We start from the raw sequence: 21,659 nt of genomic DNA on the forward strand, positions 1-21,659 counted from the left end.
CCCCCGACAAACTCGCTAAGAGACGCCGCAACTTGGGCCCTTGGGGCGCAAGGCTTTAGAAGGGTTCCAGAACTCCCAATCCCTGGCTCTTCGGCCATGCCGCTTTCCAAGGCTTCGTGATGCCGGGTGTGGCTTTCGTCTCTCCCGGTCTGGCAAAGATAGAGCATGATGGCGTCCGAAACCGCTTCACACCTTTCGGCATCATGTTCGGGCTGTGGTAGAGGCATATGGCACGCATCGTAATGAAATTCGGCGGTACCTCCGTCGCTGATCTGGACCGCATCAAGAACGTTGCCCGCCACGTCAAACGCGAGGTCGATGCAGGCCATGAGGTGGCTGTCGTCGTTTCCGCGATGTCGGGCAAGACCAACGAACTGGTCGGCTGGGTGCAGGGAATGCCGAAGGTGGTCGGCGGCGATTCGCCGTTCTACGATGCGCGCGAATACGATGCGATCGTGGCCTCGGGCGAGCAGGTGACCTCGGGGTTGCTGGCGATCGCGCTGCAGGCGATGGACATCAATGCGCGCTCCTGGCAGGGCTGGCAGATCCCGATCCACACCGACAATGCACACGGCGCTGCGCGCATTCTCGAAATCGACGGCGCCGACATCGTCAAGCGCATGGGCGAGGGCCAGGTTGCCGTCATCGCCGGTTTCCAGGGGCTCGGGCCTGACAACCGCATCGCAACGCTCGGGCGCGGCGGCTCGGATACCTCGGCAGTCGCGATCGCAGCTGCGGTCAAAGCCGATCGCTGCGATATCTATACCGACGTCGACGGCGTCTACACGACCGACCCGCGCATCGTGCCGCAGGCACGCCGACTGAAGAAGATCGCCTTCGAGGAAATGCTCGAAATGGCCTCGCTCGGCGCCAAGGTTCTGCAGGTTCGCTCGGTCGAGCTTGCCATGGTGTTCAAGGTGCGCACATTCGTGCGTTCGTCGTTTGAAGATCCCGATGCGCCGGGCATGGGTGATTTGTTGAATCCGCCCGGAACGCTGATTTGTGACGAGGAAGAAATCGTGGAACAGGAAGTAGTCACCGGCATCGCATATGCCAAGGATGAGGCTCAGATCTCGCTTCGCCGCCTTGCCGACCGGCCGGGCGTCTCCGCCGCGATCTTCGGGCCGCTGGCCGAAAGCCACATCAATGTCGACATGATCGTCCAGAACATCTCCGAGGACGGCTCGAAGACCGACATGACCTTCACCGTGCCGTCGGGCGACGTCGAGAAGGCCATCAAGGTCCTCGGCGAGAACAAGGACAAGATCGGCTACGACGTCGTGCAGAACGAATCGGGCCTGGTGAAGGTGTCGGTCATCGGCATCGGTATGCGCAGCCATGCCGGCGTTGCCGCCACCGCCTTCAAGGCGCTGGCCGACAAGGGCATCAACATCAAGGCGATCACGACCTCGGAAATCAAGATTTCCATCCTGATCGACGGTCCTTATGCGGAACTCGCTGTCAGGACTTTGCATTCCTGCTACGGTCTGGATAAGAATTGATTCCCAGCAAGCTGGTCGCGCGTTCAAGTTGAGAAATGACGCGGCTTGTCTGCCGGGTTACTTTGCTTTTGTTTTGGAGCTTGAGACGCAATGAGAGACCTTTCCGGCGGTCCGCGCGTACTGCTCAGGCGGCTACGCGAGTTGATGGCGGAGCCGCTGGAGCCACAGGAGCGCCTCGACCGGATCGTGCGTCAGATCGCCGGCAACATGGTGGCGGAGGTCTGCTCCGTCTACGTGCTGCGCGCCGACGGCGTGCTCGAGCTCTATGCAACCGAAGGTCTCAACCGCGAGGCCGTCCACCTGGCGCAGCTGAAGATGGGCCAGGGCCTCGTCGGCACCATCGCGGCGTCGGCGCAGCCGCTCAATCTTTCCGACGCGCAGTCTCACCCGGCCTTCCGCTACCTGCCGGAGACGGGCGAAGAAATCTACCACTCGTTCCTCGGCGTGCCGATTCTGCGTACCGGCCGCTCGCTCGGCGTTCTCGTCGTGCAGAACAAGGCAAGCCGCAACTATCGCGAGGAAGAGCTCGAGGCCCTCGAGACGACGGCGATGGTGCTTGCCGAGATGATCGCCACCGGCGAGCTCAAGAAGATCACCAAACCGGGTCTCGAACTCGACCTGACGCGTTCGGTGACGATCGATGGCGACACCTACAACGAGGGCATCGGCCTCGGCTATGTCGTGCTGCACGAGCCGCGCATCGTCGTCACGAACCTTTTGAACGAGGATTCGGACAAGGAAATCCGGCGGCTTTCCGAGGCGCTGGGTTCGCTGCGCATCTCGATCGACGACCTTCTGTCGCAACGCGACATGTCGATGGAAGGCGAGCACCGGGAGGTTCTCGAAACCTATCGGATGTTCGCTCACGACCAGGGTTGGGTGCGCAAGCTCGAGGAAGCGATCCGCAACGGCCTGACGGCGGAAGCCGCGGTCGAGAAGGTACAGAGCGACACCAAGGCGCGCATGATCCGCATGACGGACCCCTATCTGCGCGAGCGGATGCATGATTTCGAGGATCTGGCGAACCGCCTGCTCCGGCAGCTGACCGGCTATACCGGCCGCACGGCCGGTGACGGTTTCCCGAGCGATGCGATCATCCTGGCGCGTGCCATGGGTGCTGCCGAACTCCTCGACTATCCGCGTGCAAACGTCCGTGGCCTGGTGCTGGAAGAGGGCGCCGTTACCAGCCACGTCGTTATCGTCGCCCGTGCCATGGGCATCCCGGTCATCGGCCAGGCCGCGGGCATCGTGGCGCTTGCCGAAAATGGCGACGCCTTGATCATCGACGGCGATGGCGGCCATGTGCATCTCAGGCCCTTGCCGGAGCATCAGCGGTCCTACGAGGAAAAGGTGCGCTTCCGCGCACGCCGGCAGGAGCAATTCCGGGCGCTACGCGCCGTCGAGCCGCTGACCAAGGATGGGCAGCGCGTGTCGTTGATGATGAATGCCGGCCTCCTGGTCGACCTGCCGCAGCTTGCGGAGTCGGGCGCCGAGGGCATCGGGCTGTTCCGCACCGAACTCCAGTTCATGATCGCCTCGACGATGCCGAAGGCTGAAGAGCAGGAGATGTTCTACCGCAATGTGCTGAAGCAGGCGGCGGGCCGCGTCGTGACCTTCCGTACGCTCGATATCGGCGGCGACAAGGTGGTGCCGTATTTCCGGGGCCACGAGGAAGAAAACCCGGCGCTGGGCTGGCGCGCTATCCGCCTCTCGCTCGACCGTCCGGGACTGTTGCGCACGCAGCTTCGCGCCATGCTGAAGGCGGCGGCCGGCGTCGAATTGAAGCTTATGGTGCCGATGGTGACCGAGGTTACGGAGATCGCCGCAGTGCGCGAACTTCTGCAGAAGGAAGTGCAGCATCTCTCGCGTTTCGGCCACGGCCTGCCGCGCAAGCTGCAGTTCGGCGCAATGCTCGAGGTGCCGTCGCTGCTGTGGCAGCTCGACGAGCTGATGGCTGCCGTCGATTTCGTTTCCGTCGGCTCCAACGACCTCTTCCAGTTCGCGATGGCTGTCGATCGGGGCAATGCCCGGGTGTCGGATCGTTTCGATCCGCTCGGCAAGCCGTTCCTCAGGATCCTGCGCGATATCGTGCGCGCCGGCCAGCGCAACAATACACCGGTGACACTGTGCGGCGAACTGGCGGGAAAGCCGATTTCGGCGATGGCGCTGCTCGGAATCGGGTTCCGCTCGGTGTCGATGTCGCCGGCCTCGATCGGCCCCGTCAAGGCGATGCTGCTCGGCCTCGATGCCGAGGCGCTGGGCAAAGCCATGAACGAGGCGCTGGACGATACCAAGACGTCGACGTCGATACGCGAGCTGCTTGCCCACTTCGCCGACGCTCACAATATTCCTCTTTAGACATAGACAAGCAGAATCGGAGTGAAGGGTGGCGAAGCTTCCCGTTGAAAAGATGCGCGAGCTGGAACGCCGCTTCGGCGAGATCGAAGCGCGCATGTCGGCCGGCCCGCCGGCCGAGGTCTACGTCAAGCTTGCCTCTGAATATTCCGAGCTGCAGCCTGTTGTGACAAAGATCCGCGAGTACGAGAAGGCGCTGGCGGAACTGACCGATCTCGAGTCGCTTCTGGAAGACAAATCCGTCGATCGCGAAATGCGCGATATGGCGGAGGTCGAGCTGCCTGATGTGAAGGAGCGGATCGAGGCGCTGGAACAGGAGATCCTGATTCTGCTGCTGCCGAAGGACGCCGCCGACGAAAAGAGCGCGATCCTCGAAATCCGCGCCGGCACCGGAGGCTCGGAGGCAGCCCTTTTTGCCGGCGACCTCTTCCGCATGTACGAGCGCTATGCGGCGGCCCACGGCTGGAAGGTCGAGGTCCTCTCGTCCAGCGAGGGTGAAGCCGGCGGTTTCAAGGAAATCATTGCGACGATCACCGGCAAGGGCGTGTTCGCCAAGCTAAAGTTCGAATCCGGCGTGCACCGCGTGCAGCGCGTGCCCGAGACGGAAGCAGGCGGACGCATCCATACGTCTGCGGCAACGGTTGCGGTTCTGCCCGAGGCCGAAGAGATCGATATCGAGGTTCGGGCGGAAGACATCCGCATCGATACGATGCGCTCGTCGGGTGCGGGCGGCCAGCACGTCAACACGACTGACTCGGCGGTTCGCATCACCCACCTGCCGACAGGCATCGTGGTGACGAGCTCGGAGAAATCGCAGCATCAGAACCGCGCCAAGGCGATGCAGGTTCTGCGCTCGCGTCTCTACGACGCCGAGCGCCAGCGCGCCGATAGCGAACGTTCCGCCGACCGCAAGAGCCAGGTCGGCTCCGGTGACCGTTCGGAGCGCATCCGCACCTACAATTTTCCGCAGGGGCGCGTCACCGACCACCGCATCAACCTGACACTCTACAAGCTTGACCGGATGATGGTGGGCGAGATCGATGAGATCGTCGATGCGCTGATGGCGGACTATCAGGCAAGCCAGCTGGCGCAACTCGGCGAACAGCAATGACCGAGAGCGGGAAACAGGCCGAGCCTACGGTTTCCCAGATGCTGGCCGAGGCCCGCCGACGCTTCACCGAAGCCGGCATCGAAGACCCGGCGACCGACGCTCGCGTGCTGATGGCCGGTCTCCTCGACCTGTCGGCGACGGAGATGCTGACACGCGGGAGCGATCCTGTCGGGGCCAGGCTCCCGACCGTTCAGGCGGCCATCGAGCGACGGCTGTCGCATGAGCCCGTTCACCGAATTCTTGGTACGCGCGAGTTCTACGGCCTGCCGTTGTCGCTTTCGGCCGAGACGCTGGAACCGCGGCCCGATACGGAAATTCTCGTTGATACGATGCTTCCCTATCTGCGGGACCTTGCAAGGACGGATGGCAATATCCACATTCTGGACTTGGGAACCGGAACCGGGGCAATATGCCTTGCGCTGTTGAGCGAATGTCCGGACGCGTCAGGCATCGGCAGCGACATATCGGCAGATGCATTGAGGACGGCACGATCAAACGCGGAAAGAAACGGGTTGCAGGATCGGTTCGAAACCATTCAATCCAGCTGGTTCGAGAACATCCGGGGGTCGTTTCACGCGATTGTCTCAAATCCGCCCTATATAGCGTCCAGTGTCATTCACGGTCTTGCGCCCGAAGTGACGAAATTTGATCCGGCTGTCGCGCTGGATGGCGGCCAGGACGGGCTTGACGCTTACAAAGCCATCGCCAAGGATGCTGCAAGGTTCATGCAGCCCAGCGGCGTTATTGGACTTGAGATAGGCTACGATCAGCGGAACGACGTGACAGGCCTATTTGAAGCCGAGGGTTTCAAGTTCCTGGAATCCGTAAAGGATTACGGTCAGAATGACCGGGTTCTGGTGTTCGCGCTCAAGTGATCGGCGACAAAGTTAAGCATCGAATAGGACATTGGCGGCATTGCGAAGAAAAGGCTTGGATTTCCACGGGAAGCAATATAGGTTGCCCCCACGCGTTGGAGAGATAGGACAGAACGACGATTCGTTCGATACTAGCTCGGCCTCGGGGGTCCGCTCTTTTAAACGAGAGTTTTAAAGGTTGAACACGACCCAATGCGTGAATCAGTCAAACTGACTTGAGAATAAGCGGCAGGTCGGCGCGGAGGCGCAGTATGCTTGCGGCACGAGGGCCTGAGACGGTTTGTCCGGTCACGGCGGTTGGTGCCATCACTCCACACAAACAGAGAATTCAGGTGAACGATCGATGAGGCCAGGACAGCAGAATAAGCGCGGTCGCGGGCGTGGCAGTAACAACGGCGGCGGCGGCGGTGGAAGCAATAACAACAACAATTTCAACCGCAAGGGCGGAAATCCGCTGACGCGGAGCTACGATAGCTCCGGCCCAGACGTTAAGATCCGAGGCACTGCCCAGCACATCGCTGAAAAATATGCGCAACTCGCCCGCGATGCCCACAGCTCCGGCGACCGCGTGATGGCCGAAAACTACCTGCAGCACGCCGAACACTATAATCGCATCATTGCCGCCGCACAGGCGCAGATGCAGGAACGCTTCCAGCGCGACGACCGCAACGAATACGGCGAAGGCCCTGACGGCGATGATAATGATGGCTTGGACAATGACGATGTCGTCGTCGTTCAGCCGCCGCGCCAGCAGCAGGAGCATCGTCAGCGCCGCTCGGAAGAGCAGCAGGCGCACCGCTCGAACGAGCAGCCGCAGCAGCAGCCGCGCCGCTCGGACGAGCAGGAGCAACAGCCGCGCCGTTCGGACGAGCAGGCGCAGCAACAGCCGCGCCGAAACGAGGATCAGCCCGCCCGTCAGCCGCGCCGCCAGCAAGAGCGGTCGGCTCCGGTTGCCGCTGTTGAGCCGCAGCCTGAGGTCATCGATGGCACTGGCCCGCAGCCGGTCATCGAGGGCATCCCGGCAGAGGTCTCCATGGATGAGGAAAGTGCAGCCGGCCAGCCGCGTGAACGCCAGCCGCGCCGCCGCAGCACCGGCACCCGCCCCCGTCGCCCGCGCCGCGGCGCGGAAGGCGAAGCAGAGGCTTCGGGCGAGGGCGAGGCTTCGTCCGGCGATGCTCCGGTTCTCGCCGATGTGGCTTCGGAATAAGGATTTCGGTACTCCAAAAGGAGTTGAAAGCCTAGTGATCGAAAAAGGGCGCCCCTGACGGGCGCCCTTTTTGGTTGCCGCGTGCGGCACGCACCAGGACATACATCACGACATTTAGCGCGTGGCCAAAGCTCACGGCGGCGCGTCGACCGCGGCGCAGAGCCGGGAGGAGTTCCAAACGCAACCGCCGGCGCGGCAATCCGGCTGGCATCGCATCAGCGATGCCCGCTTTTTGCGTTTTCGGCTTCGGCGCGCCTTCGGTCGATAATCCAATCCCGAACGAACGCTCCGGGAGGCGGCCGCGAATGCGCTAGGCGGCGGCCTGTCCTGCCGGCGTCCGCCTTCGCCGAAACATCTCCTGGGCGGCAAGCACTGCCCCGCCCGTCACCAGGAGGCAGGCGAGCGCGATGCGCCAGCTCGGTTCGGCAAAGCCGAAGATCGTCAGGATCAGGGTCGAGAAAAGCGGTGCGGCATAGCTTGCCGCACCGAGGATCTGGATGTCGCCGTTCTTGACGCCGTGGTCCCAGGCGTAGAAGGCCGCTCCCACCGGGAAAAGCCCGAGCCCGGCGACGGCGATCCATTCGAACGTCGATTCCGGCCATATGGTGGTTTCAAGTCCCAGGTGGCAAAGCAGCGACAGAACCGATGTCGCAAGGCAGAAGCCGGTGACGACATCGGTCGATACCGCATCGAAACGCCGCGTCAGCAGCGAATATCCCGACCACGTGAAAGCGCAGAGGATGGCGGCGCCATAGCCGATGGCGTAGGCACCATCGAAGTCGATGCCGTTGCGCCCGACGATCAGGAAGGTGCCGCTCAGGCCGGCGAGAGCGCCGACGACGTGATACCAGCGAAGCCGCTCGCCCGGCAGCAGTGCCGAACCGACAACGATCAGCAGGGGCCAGAGGTAGGCGATCAGCCCGGCCTCGACGGCCGGCGCGTTGCGCAGCGCCGTAAAATAGAGAAAGTGGTATCCAAACAGCCCGGCAATGCCGACGATCCACACCTTGGCTGGCTGCTTCAGCAACGCCAGGCGCGATGGATTGAGGATCAGCACCAGCAGCCCGGGAATGCTGCCGATGGCAAAGCAGATGGCGGAAAGCTGGAACGGCGGCATCTTTCCCGAAGCTGCCGTAAACAGCGCCAGAAACGACCACATGAGAATGGCCGTGAACCCGATCAAAGTTGCCCGAAGCTTCACTCGTCCCCCTTCACGGAGACATCAACTCCGTCAGCCTGCTGTGTATTTCACCGCGGTAATGGTCACCGGCCCGTATTGCGTCGGGATACGGACATAGACAGGAGCATATACATTCGCCGCCGCGGCCTTGGCAAACCAGATTTCCATGCGGCTGCTCTTGCTCAGGTATTCGATGTCGCTGCGGCCCTTCTTGTAACCGGACCTCGGCACGAAACGGACGTTGCAGACGGTCGCCTTGCCACTGAAGCCTTCCGTCGCAAAATCCTTCGAGCCCTTTGGCGAGAGCACGAGGTCCATCCTCATCTCGCCATCATAGATCGGAAGCTTCTGGGCACAAACATTGGTGCCCGCCGGGAAGATCAGGCCGGAGATCGGGTCGAGCACCGAGCGCATGTCGCCTGCCGGCACACCGACCCAGTTCGCCGGCAGCCGGCGTGGGGGCCTGACCGTCGTGGAGGTGATGTTGCCGTTATCGTAGCGGACATCGTAGGTGCGTGCGCGCTTGCCGCTCTTGTAGTAGAGGTGGTATCGCGAGGCCTGCAGCCGGTCGCCGCGCAGCACGCCGTCGACGCTGGTCTTGGCCGAGATGTTGGTCACCAGATCGGCAAGGCCGGCCGAACTGATGTCGCCGGAGATCTCATAACTCCTGTCGTCTTCGATCCTCGTGAGAAAGGCCGCGCGTGCGATCGTCAGAATTCCAAGGGAAACCCTGTATTCCGTTCGGTGCTGGACCTCGCCAGCACTGGCTGGAAGCGCGGCCAGTGCCGCGATTGCCGAGATGAAAATCCGTTTGCCCAATTGAGCCATGAAATCTGCCTTGTTCCGGCAGGCTGGTAAAGCCGTACAGCACGGTCTATACGCCTGTTGCGTCGCGAAGAAAACACGAGCTTTTTGACGGAATTGCGGGAAACGCCAAGGTTTGGCTTGACGCGCCCGGCCTGTCTGATTATAGAACCGCAACTTTCCAATCATGGCCTGTTGGATTGCAAGCCCGATTTTGCGCGGGTCGGCAATTGATGGCCGAGAAAAACAAGAATAGGTGTCCCATGTCCCGCATGTGCGAATTGACCGGCAAGGCAGTCCTCGTTGGCAACAATGTCAGCCATGCCAACAACAAGACCAAGCGCCGGTTCCTCCCGAACCTGTGCCAGGTTACGCTGATTTCCGACGCGCTCGGCCAGCGTTACCGTCTTCGCGTTTCGGCTGCTGCCCTTCGTACCGTAGAGCACCGTGGCGGCCTCGATGCTTTCCTGATCAAGGCAAGCGAAGGCGAACTGTCGATGCGCGCTCGTCTGTTGCGCCGCCAGATCGTCAAGAAGGCTGCCGAAGCCGCAGTTGCTGCCTGAGCTTCGACTGCGCTTCTGCTATAAGGCTTCAAAAGGCTTGAACGGATAATATCCGCACAAGCCTTTTGCTTTGCCTGCCGATCACTCCAACTGGTGGCATACCCCAGGATAAAAAAATGCTTAAGACGCGCAATACCGTTGTCTACGTCGCGCTGATGACACTTGTCGTCGTCGCCTCGAACTTCCTCGTGCAGTTTCCGGTGGACGCGCAGTTTGCCGGCATCAATCTGGCCGACCTTTTGACCTGGGGCGCCTTCACCTATCCGGTCGCCTTCCTGATCACCGATCTCACCAACCGTCAGTTCGGCCCGCAGGCTGCGCGAAAGGTGGTGTTCGCCGGCTTCGTGGTTGGCGTTGCGCTCTCGTTCTTCACGTCGGTGCCGCGCATCGCCATCGCTTCCGGCGCGGCCTATCTCGCCGGTCAGTTCCTCGACATCGCCGTCTTTAACCGCCTGCGCCGTCAGGCCTGGTGGCGCGCGCCGCTGGTCGGCTCGCTTGTTGGCTCGATGCTGGATACTTTAATCTTCTTCTCCTTCGCTTTTGCTGCATTCTTCGTCTTCCTTGGTCCGAACGACCTTTTCGCGCTCGAATCCTCGCCCATCCTCGGGGTCTTTTCGGCGCAGGCGCAGCGCTGGATCTCCTGGGCTATCGGCGATTTCTCCGTCAAGGTGATCGTCGGCCTTGTGATGCTGCTGCCCTATGGCGCGCTCATGAACGTGCTTCGGCCGATGCAGGCCGCCGGCGCCCGCTGAGCCGCAAATCGCGCCCCGGGTTCGCGAAGCTTATTCGGCTCGCGGCGGCTTTGACACCGGTGTGCGGATGGGCGGGATAATTCAGAGGACCGATCTGTATTTGGGGTGGATCCGCTGTCCGGCAACGTGGCCGCCATGGGCCTCCGCGATCCGCCTGCTGGCCATGTTATGTTCGGCGACCGGATATTTGAAATACTCGACGATCGCGTTCTCGCTGGCCCATGCCGCGACCGAACCGATGAGTTCCCGCCCGAAGCCTCGTCCATGGACGCTCTCCCGGAGCCAGATGCCGAGCTCCGGCTTTCCCGACGCCAGGTCATGGAGGCCGACGATGCCCAGGCACCGACCGCCGTCTCGCGCGCGAGCAACAAGGTGAAGGTCGGAGCGATCCTCGATCGACGGCAGCCAATCCCGCCAGATATGCTCGAATTCAGCCAGTGAGGACGGTGGCTCCCAAGACATGAAACGGGTGATCCCCGGCGACATACAGGAGAAAACCTCTTCTGCATCGCCTGGCGTGAACGGCCTGGTGACCGTTCGGGCGGAGACAATCGTGATGCCTGACATTTCCAATCTCTGCGTCGTGCTGCGTCACCAGTGTTGCCAACAGGGGCAGCGTACAGCTCGACACTGGCAAATCAACCGGCCCCCGGCTTCAAAATTTACGCCCGCTTTTACCGTAACGTACTTACGAGTTGCACATGATTGTGCCTCGTTACGCTGCCGGCTCACCAGCAGGGGTTGCGCTGTTGCGACAGCGTTTCCCTCGTCGCTACCGGTACAAAGTCGAAGCAGGGAGTGCACCATGATCCGCTTGGGTGGAAAATATCAGCATCTCGTTCACGGCATGGGCTGCGGCTGCTCAGCGCCTGAAATCCAGCGGGCATCCCGGCGCCTGGAGGATTTCACGCGACGAGGGGTTCTGGCCGGGATCGGAGCGGCACTGTTTACCGCCGCTCGCCCGCCGTTCGCCATGGCGCATGCATCGGCGCCGCCCTCCAAGATCCTTCTGAGGCAAGCGAAGTTGTTCGACGGCAAGTCGGCGGCGGCTCAGTCCGGCATTCAGGTCCTGATCGAGGGCAACAAGATCGCGTCCATCGACACGACCAACAGCCCGCCGCCTGACGGCGCGACGGTCATCGACTGCGGCGATCGTGTCTTGATGCCGGGCTTGATCGACATGCACTGGCACACGCTCTTTGCCGCCGTTCCTATCCTCCTTGCAACGACGGGCGATCCCGGCTTGATCTACACGGCATCGACGGCCGAAGCCGAGCGCACGCTGCTGCGCGGCTTCACCGCGGTGCGCGATCTCGGCGGGCCTGTCTTCACCTTCAAGCAGGCGATAGACAATGGCACGATCCCCGGCCCGCGCATCTATCCTTCCGGTGCGCTGATCACCACATCGGGCGGCCACGGCGATCTGCGCATGCTGTCCGAAATCCCCCGCAACCCCGCCCGGCTCAGCATCGTCGAGACGTCGGGCGGCGCGGCGATCGCCGACAGCATCGGCGAGGTGCAGCTTCGCGTTCGCGAGCAGCTGATGCAGGGCGCCTCGCAGATAAAGATGGTCGGCGGCGGCGGCGTATCGTCGCCGCGCAGCCCGCTCGACATGACGACGTTCAGCCTCGAGGATCTTCGCGCCGCCGTCAACGTGGCGCAGGACTGGAATACCTACGTCACCGTCCATGCCTATGCGCCCAAAACCATCCAACGCGCCATAGCGGCCGGGGCAGCCTGTATCGAACATGCGCATCTGATGGACGAGGACACGGCAAGGATGATGGGGGACAAGGGGATCTGGCTCAGCATTCAGCCCTTCCTGTCGGTGGAGGACTCCGTTCCCCTGACCGGCCCTTCTGCCGACCGCCTGCACCAGGTCATTGCCGGTTCACTCGTCGCCTACGAGTTCGCGCGCAAATACAACATCAAGACCGCATGGGGCTCGGACATGCTGTTTTCGCCCGAGATGACCGCGCGACAGGGAACCATGCTCACGCATCTCAGCCGCTGGTACACAAATGATGAAATCCTGCGGACGGCAACATCGACGAATGCCGAACTTCTGGCGCTGTCGGGCCCGCGCAACCCCTATCAGGGGAAGATCGGCGTCCTGGAGGCGGGGGCTTTCGCCGACATGCTCGTCGTGGACGGCAACCCCCTGGAGAACATCAATCTTCTCAACGACCCGGAAAACAACCTTGCGGTTATCATGAAGGACGGGAGGGTCTATAAGAACACGTTGAGCGCCTAGGCTGTGCTGCACAAAAGTCGCGCTAGTCGACCAGCCGAAACTCCAGCATCAGATTGCGCTGCAGGATCGAGTGGTTGTCGTCGGAGACGATGACGACGTGCGTGGTGCCGTCGTCGGCCTGGAAGGCATCAAGGCCTTCCATGTTGTCGATCTGGTGGCCGAAGTCACCCTGGAGCACGACCTCGCCGTCCATGACAGAATCGGGGCGGACGTCCGAAGACTTGATGCGGCGGATGCGCATGCCGATGCCATCGGCCATGTTGAAGCGGCGTTCCAGGATGAGCAGGTCGCCATCGGGCAGGAATGCTCCATCGGTTGCGTCGAAGTCGCCGGAGCGCGCGAGCGCAAGGCGACCCTTCAGCGGTCCGTCGAGAATGGCCGCATAGGCGTTGCCGCCAGCATCCAGGCTGCGTTCCGCGACGATCAGCGTGCCGCCTTTCAGCGGGCTTCCCGGCGGCGCCACGGCCACGGTCTCGAAGCCCCGGTTGGCGCGCAAGGATTTTCGCGGGAAGGGAATGGGAACGGTGTCGATGGCAGGTGACGTCGCAAAGCCCGGATCGGGATAGACATCGACGCGATGGTCCTGTTCGAAGGAGACCAGCACATGGTCGCCCTGCAGCGCCAGGCCTTCGGCGTCCATGTGGCCCTTGCCCTCGACGATTTGACCGACGCGATTGCGCATCGGCGTGATCTCGACATCCGCCAAGGCCGAGAGACGCCCTTTCGCATCGCGTTCGGCGCGCCCGGTCATCCAGTGGCCGGTGTCCAGCACGCCGACGAAATGGGTGTGGTCGGATCGAAAACGGATCGACGACAGCGAGCCGAACAGCCGGTCGCCGGAGACCATTTCCAGCCCGCCCAGGAATTCGAAAGGCCCGAACCGTTTTTCGTCCGAGCCGATCTTGAAGTCGGAAATCACGCTTGTTTTCACCACCGTCGGACCACCGGCGCCAGATGGCGGTGCGCAGGCGAGCAGGCCAAGTGACACCAGCATCGTTCGCGCGACGTGCGTTCGTGCAATCCTGAAAGAGCTCATCGGCGATCAGCCGGCGCGGCGGATGCGTCCGCCTCGCGGCTGCGCGGCCTGATCTTCGAAGAGCGATGCGAGCTGCTCGGTCATCGCGCCCGCCAGTTCGTCCGCATCGACAATGGTGACGGCGCGGCGGTAGTAGCGCGTGACGTCGTGGCCGATGCCGATGGCGAGAAGCTCGACCGGCGAACGGGTCTCGATGCGGTCGATGACGGCGCGCAGGTGGCGCTCCAGGTAGTTTCCCGGATTGACCGACAGCGTCGAATCGTCGACCGGCGCGCCGTCCGAGATCATCATCAGGATGCGGCGCTGTTCGCGGCGGGCGAGCAGGCGGTTGTGCGCCCAGATCAGCGCTTCGCCGTCGATGTTTTCCTTGAGCAGGCCCTCGCGCATCATCAGGCCGAGATTGCTACGGGCACGACGCCACGGGGCATCGGCGGACTTGTAGATGATATGGCGCAAGTCGTTAAGGCGGCCCGGTGTCTGCGGCTTGCCGCTGGCGAGCCATTGCTCGCGCGCCTGTCCGCCTTTCCAGGCCTTGGTGGTGAAGCCAAGGATCTCGACCTTGACGCCGCAGCGCTCGAGCGTGCGCGCCAGAATGTCGGCGCAGGTGGCGGCAACCGTGATCGGACGGCCGCGCATCGAGCCCGAGTTGTCGATCAGCAGCGTCACGACCGTATCGCGGAACTGCGTGTCGCGCTCCATCTTGAAGGAGAGCGCCTGCATCGGGTCGATGATCATGCGCGTCAGGCGCGCCGGGTCGAGATAACCCTCTTCCAGGTCGAAATCCCAGGAGCGGTTCTGCTGTGCCATTAGGCGTCGCTGCAAGCGGTTCGCAAGGCGGCCGACGGCACCCTGCAGGTGCGCGAGCTGCTTGTCGAGGAAGGCGCGCAGGCGTTCCAGCTCGGCCGTATCGCACAGCTCTTCGGCCGTGATCGTCTCGTCGAATTCCTCGGTGAAGACGTGGTAGTCGACCTTCTCGTTGAAATCGTCGAAGGGGGTGTTCGGACGGCGGGTTTCGCCCGGCGTTTCCGAATCGTCCTCGCCTTCCTCCATCATGTCGTCGTCGGAGATCTCGGCGCCTTCGGTCTCGCCGTCCTCCATCTGCTCGTCGGCGACTTCGCTGTCTTCGACGGGGGCAGCATCGGAGCCCGCGTCTTCGTCGACCTCGTCCTGATCCTGTTCCTCACCGTTCGGCTGGTTTTCCTGATCGGTGTCGTCGTCGGAATCGGGCTGGCTGTCGTCGTCGCCGTATTCCTCGGCCATTTCCATGGCCGATAGCATGTTGCGGATGACCTTGGAGAACGCCTGCTGATCGGTGATCACCTCTGCGAGATTGTCGAGCTCCGACCCCGCCTTGTCCTCGATGAAGGAACGCCAGAGATCGAGCACCTTGCCGGCCGAGGCCGGGGGCTTCTGGCCGGTCAGCTTCTCGCGCACCATCATGGCGACGGCTTCGCCGACGGGCGCGTCTTCCTGGCGTTCGATGCCGGAGAAATTCGCCTTGGCATATTTCTCTTCGGTCATGGAGCGCAGGTTGGCGGCGACGCCTTCCATCCGCAGCGAGCCGATCGATTCCACGCGCGCCTGCTCGACGGCGTCGAAGATGGCGCGGGCGTCGGAGCCTTGCGGCGCCATCGTTGCATGCACCTTCTCGTCATGGCAGGCGAGCCTGAGGGCCATCGAGTCGCCGAGACCGCGGGTCACCGCGAGCTCATGCGCCGTCGGGCGCTTGGAAAGCTCGGGCAGGCGGATCCGCTCAGCCGTCATTCCCGGGCGTTCATTGGCGAAGGTTACCTCGACCTCGCCGTCGCCGGCGATGGCGCGGACGCTGCCGGTTATCGCCCGGCGCAACGGCTCCACGTCGACGGGCGCACCGGGCTTGGCTTTCGAATTGTCACCGCGAGCTGCCATGATTGATCGGCCTTAGGCCTCCAGAACGATGTTGGCAGCGCTTTCCTTCAGCTCGACGCCGAAGGCGCGCTGATAGTGCTCGGCAACCAATGGGCGCTCCAGTTCGTCGCACTTGTTGAGGAAGGTGACGCGGAAGGCGAAGGCGAGATCACCGAAGATCTCGGCATTCTCGGCCCAGGTGATGACGGTGCGCGGGCTCATGACGGTCGACAGGTCGCCGTTCATGAAGGAGGCGCGGGTCAGGTCGGCGACGCGCACCATCTTCGAAACGGTATCGCGGCCGTTCTTGTCCTTGCCGAAGCTCTTCACCTTGGAGGCGACGATGTTCACCTCGTGGTCGTGCGGCAGGTAGTTCAGCGTCGTGACGATCGACCAGCGGTCCATCTGCGCCTGGTTGATCTGCTGCGTGCCGTGATAGAGGCCGGTGGTGTCGCCGAGGCCGATCGTGTTTGCCGTTGCAAACAGGCGGAAGGCGGGATGAGGGCGGATGACGCGGCTCTGGTCGAGCAGCGTCAGGCGGCCGGAGGATTCCAGCACGCGCTGGATGACGAACATCACGTCCGGGCGGCCGGCATCGTATTCGTCAAAGACCAGCGCGATATTGTGCTGATAGGCCCAGGGCAGGATGCCGTCCTTGAATTCGGTAACCTGCAGGCCGTCCTTGACGACGATTGCGTCCTTGCCGACGAGGTCGATACGGCTGACATGGCTGTCGAGGTTGATGCGCACGCACGGCCAGTTGATGCGGGCTGCGACCTGCTCGATGTGCGAGGACTTGCCTGTTCCGTGGTAGCCGGAAATCATCACGCGTCGGTTGTGAGCAAAGCCGGCAAGAATGGCGAGCGTCGTTTCGCGGTCGAAGAGGTAGTCGGGATCGAGATCCGGAACATAGGCGCTGCCCTGGCTGTAGGCGGGAACGCGAATGTCGGAATCGATGCCGAAGACCTCCCTGACCGAAACGGTGGTGTCTGGAATCTCCGAAATATCAAGGTCAATCTTGCTCATCATGTCTCCAAGGCGGGTGGCCGGCACCCTGCCATACTGTCTCAGCCCATTTCGCAACCATGAGGCCGCAGACAGGTCCGCGCTCGCTCATGTCGGAACGTCGGCGATGCTTCTCCGGGACTGAAACGAAACCTCGGGGGGCGACAAATCAATCGCTTGCGAGCATTCTTGAACAAAGCCCCGGACAAGAAACGCCGCGTCCGGAAGTGGCCGAGGCGCCTGTGGGACAAACGCAAGAACACCTGCCGCGGTTGCCTGCGGCCTCAGCCGATTTGGACCATACCCGATTGAAGACCAAGAGCAAGGACGGGAATTAACAAAAACCGTTCTGTTTCAATAATTGATAGGCCTGGATGACGGCCCGGAAGCGCTCCTCGGAACCGCGGTCGCCGCCATTGGCATCGGGGTGATGCTTCTTGACGAGTTCCTTGTAGCGGCTCTTGATCTCAGCCGAGGTCGCATTTGCCGCCAGTCCCATGGTGTCGAAGGCCTTGGTTTCCAGGCTCTTGAGCTTGCGCTGTTCTGGAAAGCGCGGGCCGCTGCCTTTGCTGTCCTTGACGAAGCCGAAGGGATCGCGAACGCGGGTATAGGCCCCGGAGCGGACTTCCGACTGCAATGGGCTATTCTTGGCGGCCTTGTTGACGCCGACCGTCCAGGTCGGCCGGTGGCCGGTGATCGCTTCCTTCTGGTAGCGCGCGATCTCGCCGTCCGAGAGGCCGGAAAAATAATTGTAGCCCTTGTTGTAGTCCTTGACGTGCTCGAAACAGAACAGAAAGAACTGCCCCTCGGCATTGCGTCCGACGGGAGCGCGATGCACGCCTTTCTTGTCGCAGCCGTCCCACTGACAGGTCGGGGGAGCCTGTTCGGGTTCCGGCTCGCGTTTGCGGCTGGTGCGGATGCGGTCGAAGTATTTGGAATCGAGTCTCATGACGGCGCTAATTATGGGGCTCAGAAGAGCAGACGACAAGAATTGACAAACAGGAATGTTGCTGGCTTGGTGGGAACCTTTTTCGCAAAGCAGCAAGATCGGACAATGACCCTGCAATCCTCCATCGAAGAAAAGCTGGTGGCGGCCTTCGCGCCTGAGCGCCTGAGCGTCATCAACGAAAGCCATCTGCATGCCGGACACCAGCCCGATATCACCGGGGCTGGCGAAACCCACATGCGGGTACGAATTGTATCGGCCAAATTCGCAGGCATGGCGCGGCTGGCGCGCCACCGTGCGATCACCGAGCTGTTGAAGCCCGAGCTGGATGCCGGGCTGCATGCGCTTGCCATAGAACCGGCGGCACCCGGCGAGCCGGTGCGCTGGTAGACGGAGGCTGCGTCATGTGGTGGCGCAGCCTCGTTTTTTGCAAGAAAGCTGTCTGCCAACAAGGGCGCTTCGTGCGTCAGCGAATGATCAGTGCGGTGGCGTAGAGACCGAAGCCGAAGACCGTGTGCGAGACGAGATTGAAAAACCGCACCTTGCCGGGGTTGGGCGTCTTTGACGCCGCCCAACCGATGCCGAGGCCGGGCTGAAGGACAAACCAGCCGGCGCCGACCGTCACGATCGCCCAGAGCCAGGCGGGGAGGAACGTCGGTTCCGCCAGCCAGCCGGGGCCGGTGATCAGCACCAGCAGGATGCCGTAAAGGATGCCGACGGCATAGTGGCCGATCCAGCCGAGCGCCAGCTCGTGTTCATAGGGCGCAGCCTTGCCGATGTCGTCGTGGAACACCTTGCCCTTGGCGAGATGCCAGAACCAGCGGCCGACCGGCGCCCAGTTGGGCAACGACCCGCCTGTCGCCTTGGCGAGAATGATCGCCCAGATGTCCATGAGGACGGTCGCGCCAATGCCGATGACCACCGAACGCCAGAAAATATCAAACATGTCAGATCCATAATGCTGCTGCTCGCCTTGAGATAATCTCCTCCCGCAGCGTGCAATGATTGGAATAAAGTCGGGTATGGAATGAGGTCGGGGAGTGGAAGGGCATCAGGCCTGCTTCGCGCCGTTCTCCTCGGCCGGCCGGATGCGCAGTTTGGTGATACGGTTCCTGTCCCGCTTCATGACGATGAAGCGCTTGCCGTAGAAAGTGAAGGCCTGCCGCTCCTCGGGGATCGTCATAGACTCGTGAATGACGAGCCCGGCGATGGTCGTGGCCTCCTCGTCGGGGAGTTGCCAATCGAGCGCGCGATTGAGATCGCGGATCGGCACGCTGCCGTCGACGACGATCGAGCCATCGGCCTCCTGGCGTACGCCCTGCATGTCGATGTCGTGTTCGTCCGAGATGTCGCCGACGATCTCCTCCAGAATATCCTCGAGCGTCACGATGCCCTGCACTTCGCCGTATTCGTCGACGACGACGGCGAAATGCTGCTTGCGGCGCAAAAAGGCATTGAGCTGCGCCCCAAGATTGGTGCTGTCCGGCACGAACCAGGGTTTCTGAGCAATCTTGACGATATCCAGATGCTCGGGCTCGGCATCGCGTTCGGCGAGTGCGCGAAGCAGATCCTTGGAATGCACGACGCCAATGATGTTGTCGGTCGAGCCGCGCCAGAGCGGCATGCGGGTAAACGGGCTTTCCAGAATCGTCCGGACGACGATCTCCGGCGGATCGTCCGCGTTGATCCCGCGCATCGCCATGCGGTGCACCATGATATCGGACAGTTCCAGTTCGCCGAGGTCGAGCACGCCACCCAGACGGTCGCGGTCGGCTTTGACCACCGAGCCTTCCCGGTGCAGCAGGTCGACTGCGCCGCGCAGCTCCTCGTGCGCCGAAAGCATGGAGCTTTCGCGCGAAAGGTTGATGCCGAAGAGCGACAGGATGAAGCGCACGATCACATTGACGAAAGACGAGACCGGGCCGACGACGGCAACGAAGACCTTGACCGCAAAGGCCACCTTCAGCGCGAACCGGTCCGGTATCGAGATCGCCCAGCTTTTCGGCAGGACTTCGGCAAAGATCACGAGGATGACGGTCATTGCCAGCGTCGCGAGCGCCACGCCGGAGCTCCCGAAGAGCCCGAGAAAGAGACTGGTGGCAATGGCAGAGGAGAGAATGTTGGCGAGGTTGTTGCCGATCAGCAGTGCGCCGATCAGGCGATCGCGGCGTTCGATCAGTTCACGGACGATGCCGGCGCGCTCCTCGCCGTTGGCTTCAAGCGTGTGGATACGGCTGCGCGACACCGCCGTCAGCGCGGTCTCCGAACCGGAGAAGAAGGCAGACATGAGGACGAGTGCCACGATGGAAAGGATTTCCGGCCAATATGCGGAAAGGAATGCCAGCGTGCCTTCGAGGGTCATTGTGGGTGTTTTTCCTTGAGGAAGCTCAACACTTCGGAGGTGGGCACGTCGTCGGCGACGAAGGATTGCCCGATGCCGCGGGTGAGGATGAAGGTCAGCTTGCCACCCTTCACCTTCTTGTCCTGGGCGATGGCGTCCATCAGCACCTCTGCGCGCGGCAGGGTTCCGGGAATGTCCGACATGCGCGTCGGCAGGCCGACCTCTTTGAGGTGGCGTTCGACGCGGCGCGCATCGTCGGGGCTTGCCAGATTCATGCGGGCGGAGAATTCATGCGCCAGAACCATGCCGATCGACACCCCCTCGCCGTGGACGAGGCGGGAGCTGTCGTAGGCGGTGGCAGCCTCCAGCGCGTGGCCAAAGGTGTGGCCGAGATTGAGGAGCGCCCGCTGGCCGGTCTCGCGCTCGTCGGCAACGACGACGTCCGCCTTTGCCTGGCAGCTCGCCGCAATCGCCTCGATGCGGGCGCAACCACCGGAAAACACGTCCTTCCAGTTGGCTTCCAGCCAGGCGAAGAAGTCAGGCTTGTCGATCAGCCCGTATTTCGCAACCTCGGCATATCCGGCGCGGAACTCGCGTTCGCTCAGCGTGTTCAACGCGTCGCTGTCGGCCAGCACGAGATCCGGCTGATGAAACACGCCGATCAGGTTCTTGCCGTGGCGACTGTTGATGCCGGTTTTGCCGCCGACCGAGGAATCCACCTGCGACAGCAGCGAAGTCGGCACCTGCACGAAGCGCACGCCGCGCCGCACGATGCCGGCAGCAAAGCCCGTGAGGTCGCCGATGACGCCGCCACCCAGCGCGATCACGACATCGTTGCGCTCGATGCGGGCTTCGAGAACCTTGTCGCACACCGTCATCAGATGCTCGAAGCTCTTGGTCTTCTCGCCGGCAGGCAGAACCAGCGTCGCCGACGCGATTCCCGCCGCCTCGAGGCTCTGCACCAGGGCATCGAGATAGATCGGGGCAACGTGCGCGTCGGAAATGACGGCTGCCTTGCGCCCCTTCAGCCGTGAAGCAATCTCGGCGCCTGCACGCGCGATCAGGCCGGGACCGATCAGGATGTCGTAGGCGCGCTCGCCGAGTGGCACGTGAACCTTGCGTTCGGTGGAGGCGGTGGCAATCGCATTCATCAGGCTGCACTTTCAGTTCGAGAGTCGATCACGGCCTTCAGCACTTCGTCGGCCATGAGTTCCTTGCGCACGTCGCGCGACATGACGGTGAGATCCGCCAGCGCATAGACCGGATACCGGGCATTCATCAGGTTCTCGAGCGTCTTTTTGGGATTTTCCGTCTTCAGGAGCGGGCGCGTGTCGCGCTTGTTGACGCGCTCCCACAGGACGTCGAGATCTGCCTTCAGCCAGACTGAAACCCCGCCCTTCTTGATGTGCCGGCGGGTGCGATCGTTGATGAAGGCGCCGCCGCCTGTGGAAACCACGCGCGGGCCGTTCTTCAAAAGCCGCTTCATCACCCGCGTTTCCAGGGCGCGAAACTCTTCCTCCCCGTAGGCAGCAAAGAGTTCGGTGATCGACATGCGGGAAACCCGCTCGATCTCGGCGTCGCTGTCGACGAAGGGAATGCCGAGATGGCTTGCGACGATCCGGCCAACGGAGGATTTTCCGGCGCCCATCAACCCGACGAGGATCAGATTGCGTGAACCGAGCGCAGCGCGAGCTCTGTCTCTCAAGCTATCGGCAACGATCAGAACTGGGTCGCTCATTGGTCCATTCACACTTTGTTTGCGAACGGTATCGACAAATGCGGGTAAAGCGTCAAGTCGCGGGCAAGGGAAACATGGTCAAAACCAGCTTCTTGCACTTGCT

The 21,659-nt window shown here is 62.3% G+C and carries 20 protein-coding genes; 9 read left to right on the forward strand and 11 right to left on the reverse strand.

Annotation, left to right across the window (positions count from 1 at the left end):
• Positions 1 to 227: 227 nt before the first annotated feature.
• The 5 genes from AC1DMK_RS07665 (at position 228) to AC1DMK_RS07685 (ending at position 7,050) form a co-directional block, all read left to right on the forward strand.
• On the forward strand, positions 228 to 1,502 hold the full coding sequence (locus tag AC1DMK_RS07665) for an aspartate kinase (RefSeq protein WP_037059384.1): 1,275 nt from the start codon (positions 228 to 230) through the stop codon (positions 1,500 to 1,502).
• Between the two features lie 90 nt (positions 1,503 to 1,592).
• Positions 1,593 to 3,860 carry a phosphoenolpyruvate--protein phosphotransferase gene (ptsP, locus tag AC1DMK_RS07670; protein ID WP_477858085.1) on the forward strand — a complete coding sequence of 756 codons (2,268 nt, stop codon included), beginning with the start codon at positions 1,593 to 1,595 and terminating at the stop codon, positions 3,858 to 3,860.
• Positions 3,861 to 3,888: 28 nt separating this feature from the next.
• Entirely contained in the window at positions 3,889 to 4,968 is a 1,080-nt protein-coding gene (gene prfA, locus AC1DMK_RS07675) for a peptide chain release factor 1 (protein ID WP_037059386.1), read from the forward strand.
• Complete coding sequence (gene prmC, locus AC1DMK_RS07680) at positions 4,965 to 5,843, forward strand: peptide chain release factor N(5)-glutamine methyltransferase (RefSeq protein ID WP_477858087.1); 879 nt, start codon at positions 4,965 to 4,967, stop codon at positions 5,841 to 5,843. The genes prfA and prmC overlap by 4 nt, the downstream gene beginning before the upstream one ends.
• 343 nt (positions 5,844 to 6,186) lie before the next feature.
• The gene (locus AC1DMK_RS07685) at positions 6,187 to 7,050 is read left to right on the forward strand and encodes a DUF4167 domain-containing protein (protein ID WP_477858089.1); all 864 of its coding nucleotides are present in this window, start codon (positions 6,187 to 6,189) and stop codon (positions 7,048 to 7,050) included.
• Positions 7,051 to 7,360: 310 nt separating this feature from the next.
• Here AC1DMK_RS07685 and yddG read toward each other — a convergent pair whose 3' ends face one another.
• Together yddG and AC1DMK_RS07695 are read right to left on the reverse strand one after the other, a co-directional pair.
• Positions 7,361 to 8,251 (reverse strand): aromatic amino acid exporter YddG, encoded by an 891-nt coding sequence (gene yddG / locus AC1DMK_RS07690; protein ID WP_477858090.1) that lies wholly within the window; start codon positions 8,249 to 8,251, stop codon positions 7,361 to 7,363.
• A gap of 30 nt (positions 8,252 to 8,281) precedes the next feature.
• Complete coding sequence (locus tag AC1DMK_RS07695; protein WP_477858092.1) at positions 8,282 to 9,058, reverse strand: DUF3108 domain-containing protein; 777 nt, start codon at positions 9,056 to 9,058, stop codon at positions 8,282 to 8,284.
• Positions 9,059 to 9,297: 239 nt separating this feature from the next.
• On the opposite strand from AC1DMK_RS07695, the gene rpmB reads away from it, so the two are divergent.
• Positions 9,298 to 9,597 (forward strand): 50S ribosomal protein L28, encoded by a 300-nt coding sequence (gene rpmB, locus AC1DMK_RS07700; RefSeq protein ID WP_037059391.1) that lies wholly within the window; start codon positions 9,298 to 9,300, stop codon positions 9,595 to 9,597.
• Positions 9,598 to 9,713: 116 nt separating this feature from the next.
• Positions 9,714 to 10,349, forward strand: coding sequence for a queuosine precursor transporter (locus tag AC1DMK_RS07705; RefSeq protein WP_037059392.1), 636 nt, complete (start codon positions 9,714 to 9,716; stop codon positions 10,347 to 10,349).
• Between the two features lie 81 nt (positions 10,350 to 10,430).
• On the opposite strand, the gene AC1DMK_RS07710 is transcribed toward AC1DMK_RS07705, so the two are convergent.
• Positions 10,431 to 10,916, reverse strand: a complete 486-nt coding sequence (locus tag AC1DMK_RS07710; protein WP_477858093.1) for a GNAT family N-acetyltransferase — start codon at positions 10,914 to 10,916, stop codon at positions 10,431 to 10,433.
• A 238-nt stretch (positions 10,917 to 11,154) separates the two neighbouring features.
• Here AC1DMK_RS07710 and AC1DMK_RS07715 point away from each other — a divergent pair, with 238 nt between their 5' ends.
• Positions 11,155 to 12,603 carry a metal-dependent hydrolase family protein gene (locus tag AC1DMK_RS07715; protein WP_477858095.1) on the forward strand — a complete coding sequence of 483 codons (1,449 nt, stop codon included), beginning with the start codon at positions 11,155 to 11,157 and terminating at the stop codon, positions 12,601 to 12,603.
• 22 nt (positions 12,604 to 12,625) lie between these two features.
• Here AC1DMK_RS07715 and AC1DMK_RS07720 read toward each other — a convergent pair whose 3' ends face one another.
• The 4 genes from AC1DMK_RS07720 to AC1DMK_RS07735 form a co-directional block, all read right to left on the reverse strand.
• Complete coding sequence (locus AC1DMK_RS07720) at positions 12,626 to 13,597, reverse strand: esterase-like activity of phytase family protein (protein ID WP_477858147.1); 972 nt, start codon at positions 13,595 to 13,597, stop codon at positions 12,626 to 12,628.
• Positions 13,598 to 13,645: 48 nt separating this feature from the next.
• A complete protein-coding gene (gene cobT / locus AC1DMK_RS07725) occupies positions 13,646 to 15,547 on the reverse strand; it encodes a cobaltochelatase subunit CobT (protein WP_037059399.1) in 1,902 nt (633 codons plus the stop codon).
• Between the two features lie 12 nt (positions 15,548 to 15,559).
• Positions 15,560 to 16,552 carry a cobaltochelatase subunit CobS gene (cobS, locus tag AC1DMK_RS07730; RefSeq protein WP_037059401.1) on the reverse strand — a complete coding sequence of 331 codons (993 nt, stop codon included), beginning with the start codon at positions 16,550 to 16,552 and terminating at the stop codon, positions 15,560 to 15,562.
• Between the two features lie 313 nt (positions 16,553 to 16,865).
• Entirely contained in the window at positions 16,866 to 17,480 is a 615-nt protein-coding gene (locus tag AC1DMK_RS07735) for a J domain-containing protein (RefSeq protein ID WP_037059404.1), read from the reverse strand.
• Between the two features lie 105 nt (positions 17,481 to 17,585).
• Here AC1DMK_RS07735 and AC1DMK_RS07740 point away from each other — a divergent pair, with 105 nt between their 5' ends.
• The gene (locus tag AC1DMK_RS07740) at positions 17,586 to 17,867 is read left to right on the forward strand and encodes a BolA family protein (RefSeq protein ID WP_037059406.1); all 282 of its coding nucleotides are present in this window, start codon (positions 17,586 to 17,588) and stop codon (positions 17,865 to 17,867) included.
• A 76-nt stretch (positions 17,868 to 17,943) separates the two neighbouring features.
• Here AC1DMK_RS07740 and AC1DMK_RS07745 read toward each other — a convergent pair whose 3' ends face one another.
• The 4 genes from AC1DMK_RS07745 to AC1DMK_RS07760 all read right to left on the reverse strand — a co-directional run bounded on the left by AC1DMK_RS07745 (position 17,944) and on the right by AC1DMK_RS07760 (position 21,556).
• Positions 17,944 to 18,423: a DUF2938 domain-containing protein gene (locus tag AC1DMK_RS07745; RefSeq protein ID WP_477858097.1), complete on the reverse strand. Its 480-nt coding sequence runs from the start codon at positions 18,421 to 18,423 to the stop codon at positions 17,944 to 17,946.
• 105 nt (positions 18,424 to 18,528) lie between these two features.
• Positions 18,529 to 19,839 carry an HlyC/CorC family transporter gene (locus tag AC1DMK_RS07750; RefSeq protein ID WP_477858099.1) on the reverse strand — a complete coding sequence of 437 codons (1,311 nt, stop codon included), beginning with the start codon at positions 19,837 to 19,839 and terminating at the stop codon, positions 18,529 to 18,531.
• Positions 19,836 to 20,969 (reverse strand): 3-dehydroquinate synthase, encoded by a 1,134-nt coding sequence (gene aroB / locus AC1DMK_RS07755; protein WP_477858100.1) that lies wholly within the window; start codon positions 20,967 to 20,969, stop codon positions 19,836 to 19,838. Before aroB ends, AC1DMK_RS07750 begins: the two co-directional genes overlap by 4 nt.
• Entirely contained in the window at positions 20,969 to 21,556 is a 588-nt protein-coding gene (locus AC1DMK_RS07760; protein WP_037059416.1) for a shikimate kinase, read from the reverse strand. The genes aroB and AC1DMK_RS07760 overlap by 1 nt, the downstream gene beginning before the upstream one ends.
• Positions 21,557 to 21,659 lie beyond the last annotated feature (103 nt).

This window comes from Rhizobium sp. 05L419, assembly GCF_056397845.1.

What these genes read in the sequence shown, in the direction of transcription:
- AC1DMK_RS07665 (WP_037059384.1), top strand. Translation starts at nt 228, where the DNA reads ATGGCACGCATCGTAATGAAATTCGGCGGTACCTCCGTCGCTGATCTG.
- ptsP (WP_477858085.1), top strand. Translation starts at nt 1,593, where the DNA reads ATGAGAGACCTTTCCGGCGGTCCGCGCGTACTGCTCAGGCGGCTACGC.
- prmC (WP_477858087.1), top strand. Translation starts at nt 4,965, where the DNA reads ATGACCGAGAGCGGGAAACAGGCCGAGCCTACGGTTTCCCAGATGCTG.
- AC1DMK_RS07685 (WP_477858089.1), top strand. Translation starts at nt 6,187, where the DNA reads ATGAGGCCAGGACAGCAGAATAAGCGCGGTCGCGGGCGTGGCAGTAAC.
- AC1DMK_RS07695 (WP_477858092.1), bottom strand. Translation starts at nt 9,058, where the DNA reads ATGGCTCAATTGGGCAAACGGATTTTCATCTCGGCAATCGCGGCACTG.
- rpmB (WP_037059391.1), top strand. Translation starts at nt 9,298, where the DNA reads ATGTCCCGCATGTGCGAATTGACCGGCAAGGCAGTCCTCGTTGGCAAC.
- AC1DMK_RS07705 (WP_037059392.1), top strand. Translation starts at nt 9,714, where the DNA reads ATGCTTAAGACGCGCAATACCGTTGTCTACGTCGCGCTGATGACACTT.
- AC1DMK_RS07710 (WP_477858093.1), bottom strand. Translation starts at nt 10,916, where the DNA reads ATGTCAGGCATCACGATTGTCTCCGCCCGAACGGTCACCAGGCCGTTC.
- AC1DMK_RS07715 (WP_477858095.1), top strand. Translation starts at nt 11,155, where the DNA reads ATGATCCGCTTGGGTGGAAAATATCAGCATCTCGTTCACGGCATGGGC.
- AC1DMK_RS07720 (WP_477858147.1), bottom strand. Translation starts at nt 13,597, where the DNA reads ATGCTGGTGTCACTTGGCCTGCTCGCCTGCGCACCGCCATCTGGCGCC.
- cobT (WP_037059399.1), bottom strand. Translation starts at nt 15,547, where the DNA reads ATGGCAGCTCGCGGTGACAATTCGAAAGCCAAGCCCGGTGCGCCCGTC.
- cobS (WP_037059401.1), bottom strand. Translation starts at nt 16,552, where the DNA reads ATGAGCAAGATTGACCTTGATATTTCGGAGATTCCAGACACCACCGTT.
- AC1DMK_RS07735 (WP_037059404.1), bottom strand. Translation starts at nt 17,480, where the DNA reads ATGAGACTCGATTCCAAATACTTCGACCGCATCCGCACCAGCCGCAAA.
- AC1DMK_RS07740 (WP_037059406.1), top strand. Translation starts at nt 17,586, where the DNA reads ATGACCCTGCAATCCTCCATCGAAGAAAAGCTGGTGGCGGCCTTCGCG.
- AC1DMK_RS07745 (WP_477858097.1), bottom strand. Translation starts at nt 18,423, where the DNA reads ATGTTTGATATTTTCTGGCGTTCGGTGGTCATCGGCATTGGCGCGACC.
- AC1DMK_RS07750 (WP_477858099.1), bottom strand. Translation starts at nt 19,839, where the DNA reads ATGACCCTCGAAGGCACGCTGGCATTCCTTTCCGCATATTGGCCGGAA.
- aroB (WP_477858100.1), bottom strand. Translation starts at nt 20,969, where the DNA reads ATGAATGCGATTGCCACCGCCTCCACCGAACGCAAGGTTCACGTGCCA.
- AC1DMK_RS07760 (WP_037059416.1), bottom strand. Translation starts at nt 21,556, where the DNA reads ATGAGCGACCCAGTTCTGATCGTTGCCGATAGCTTGAGAGACAGAGCT.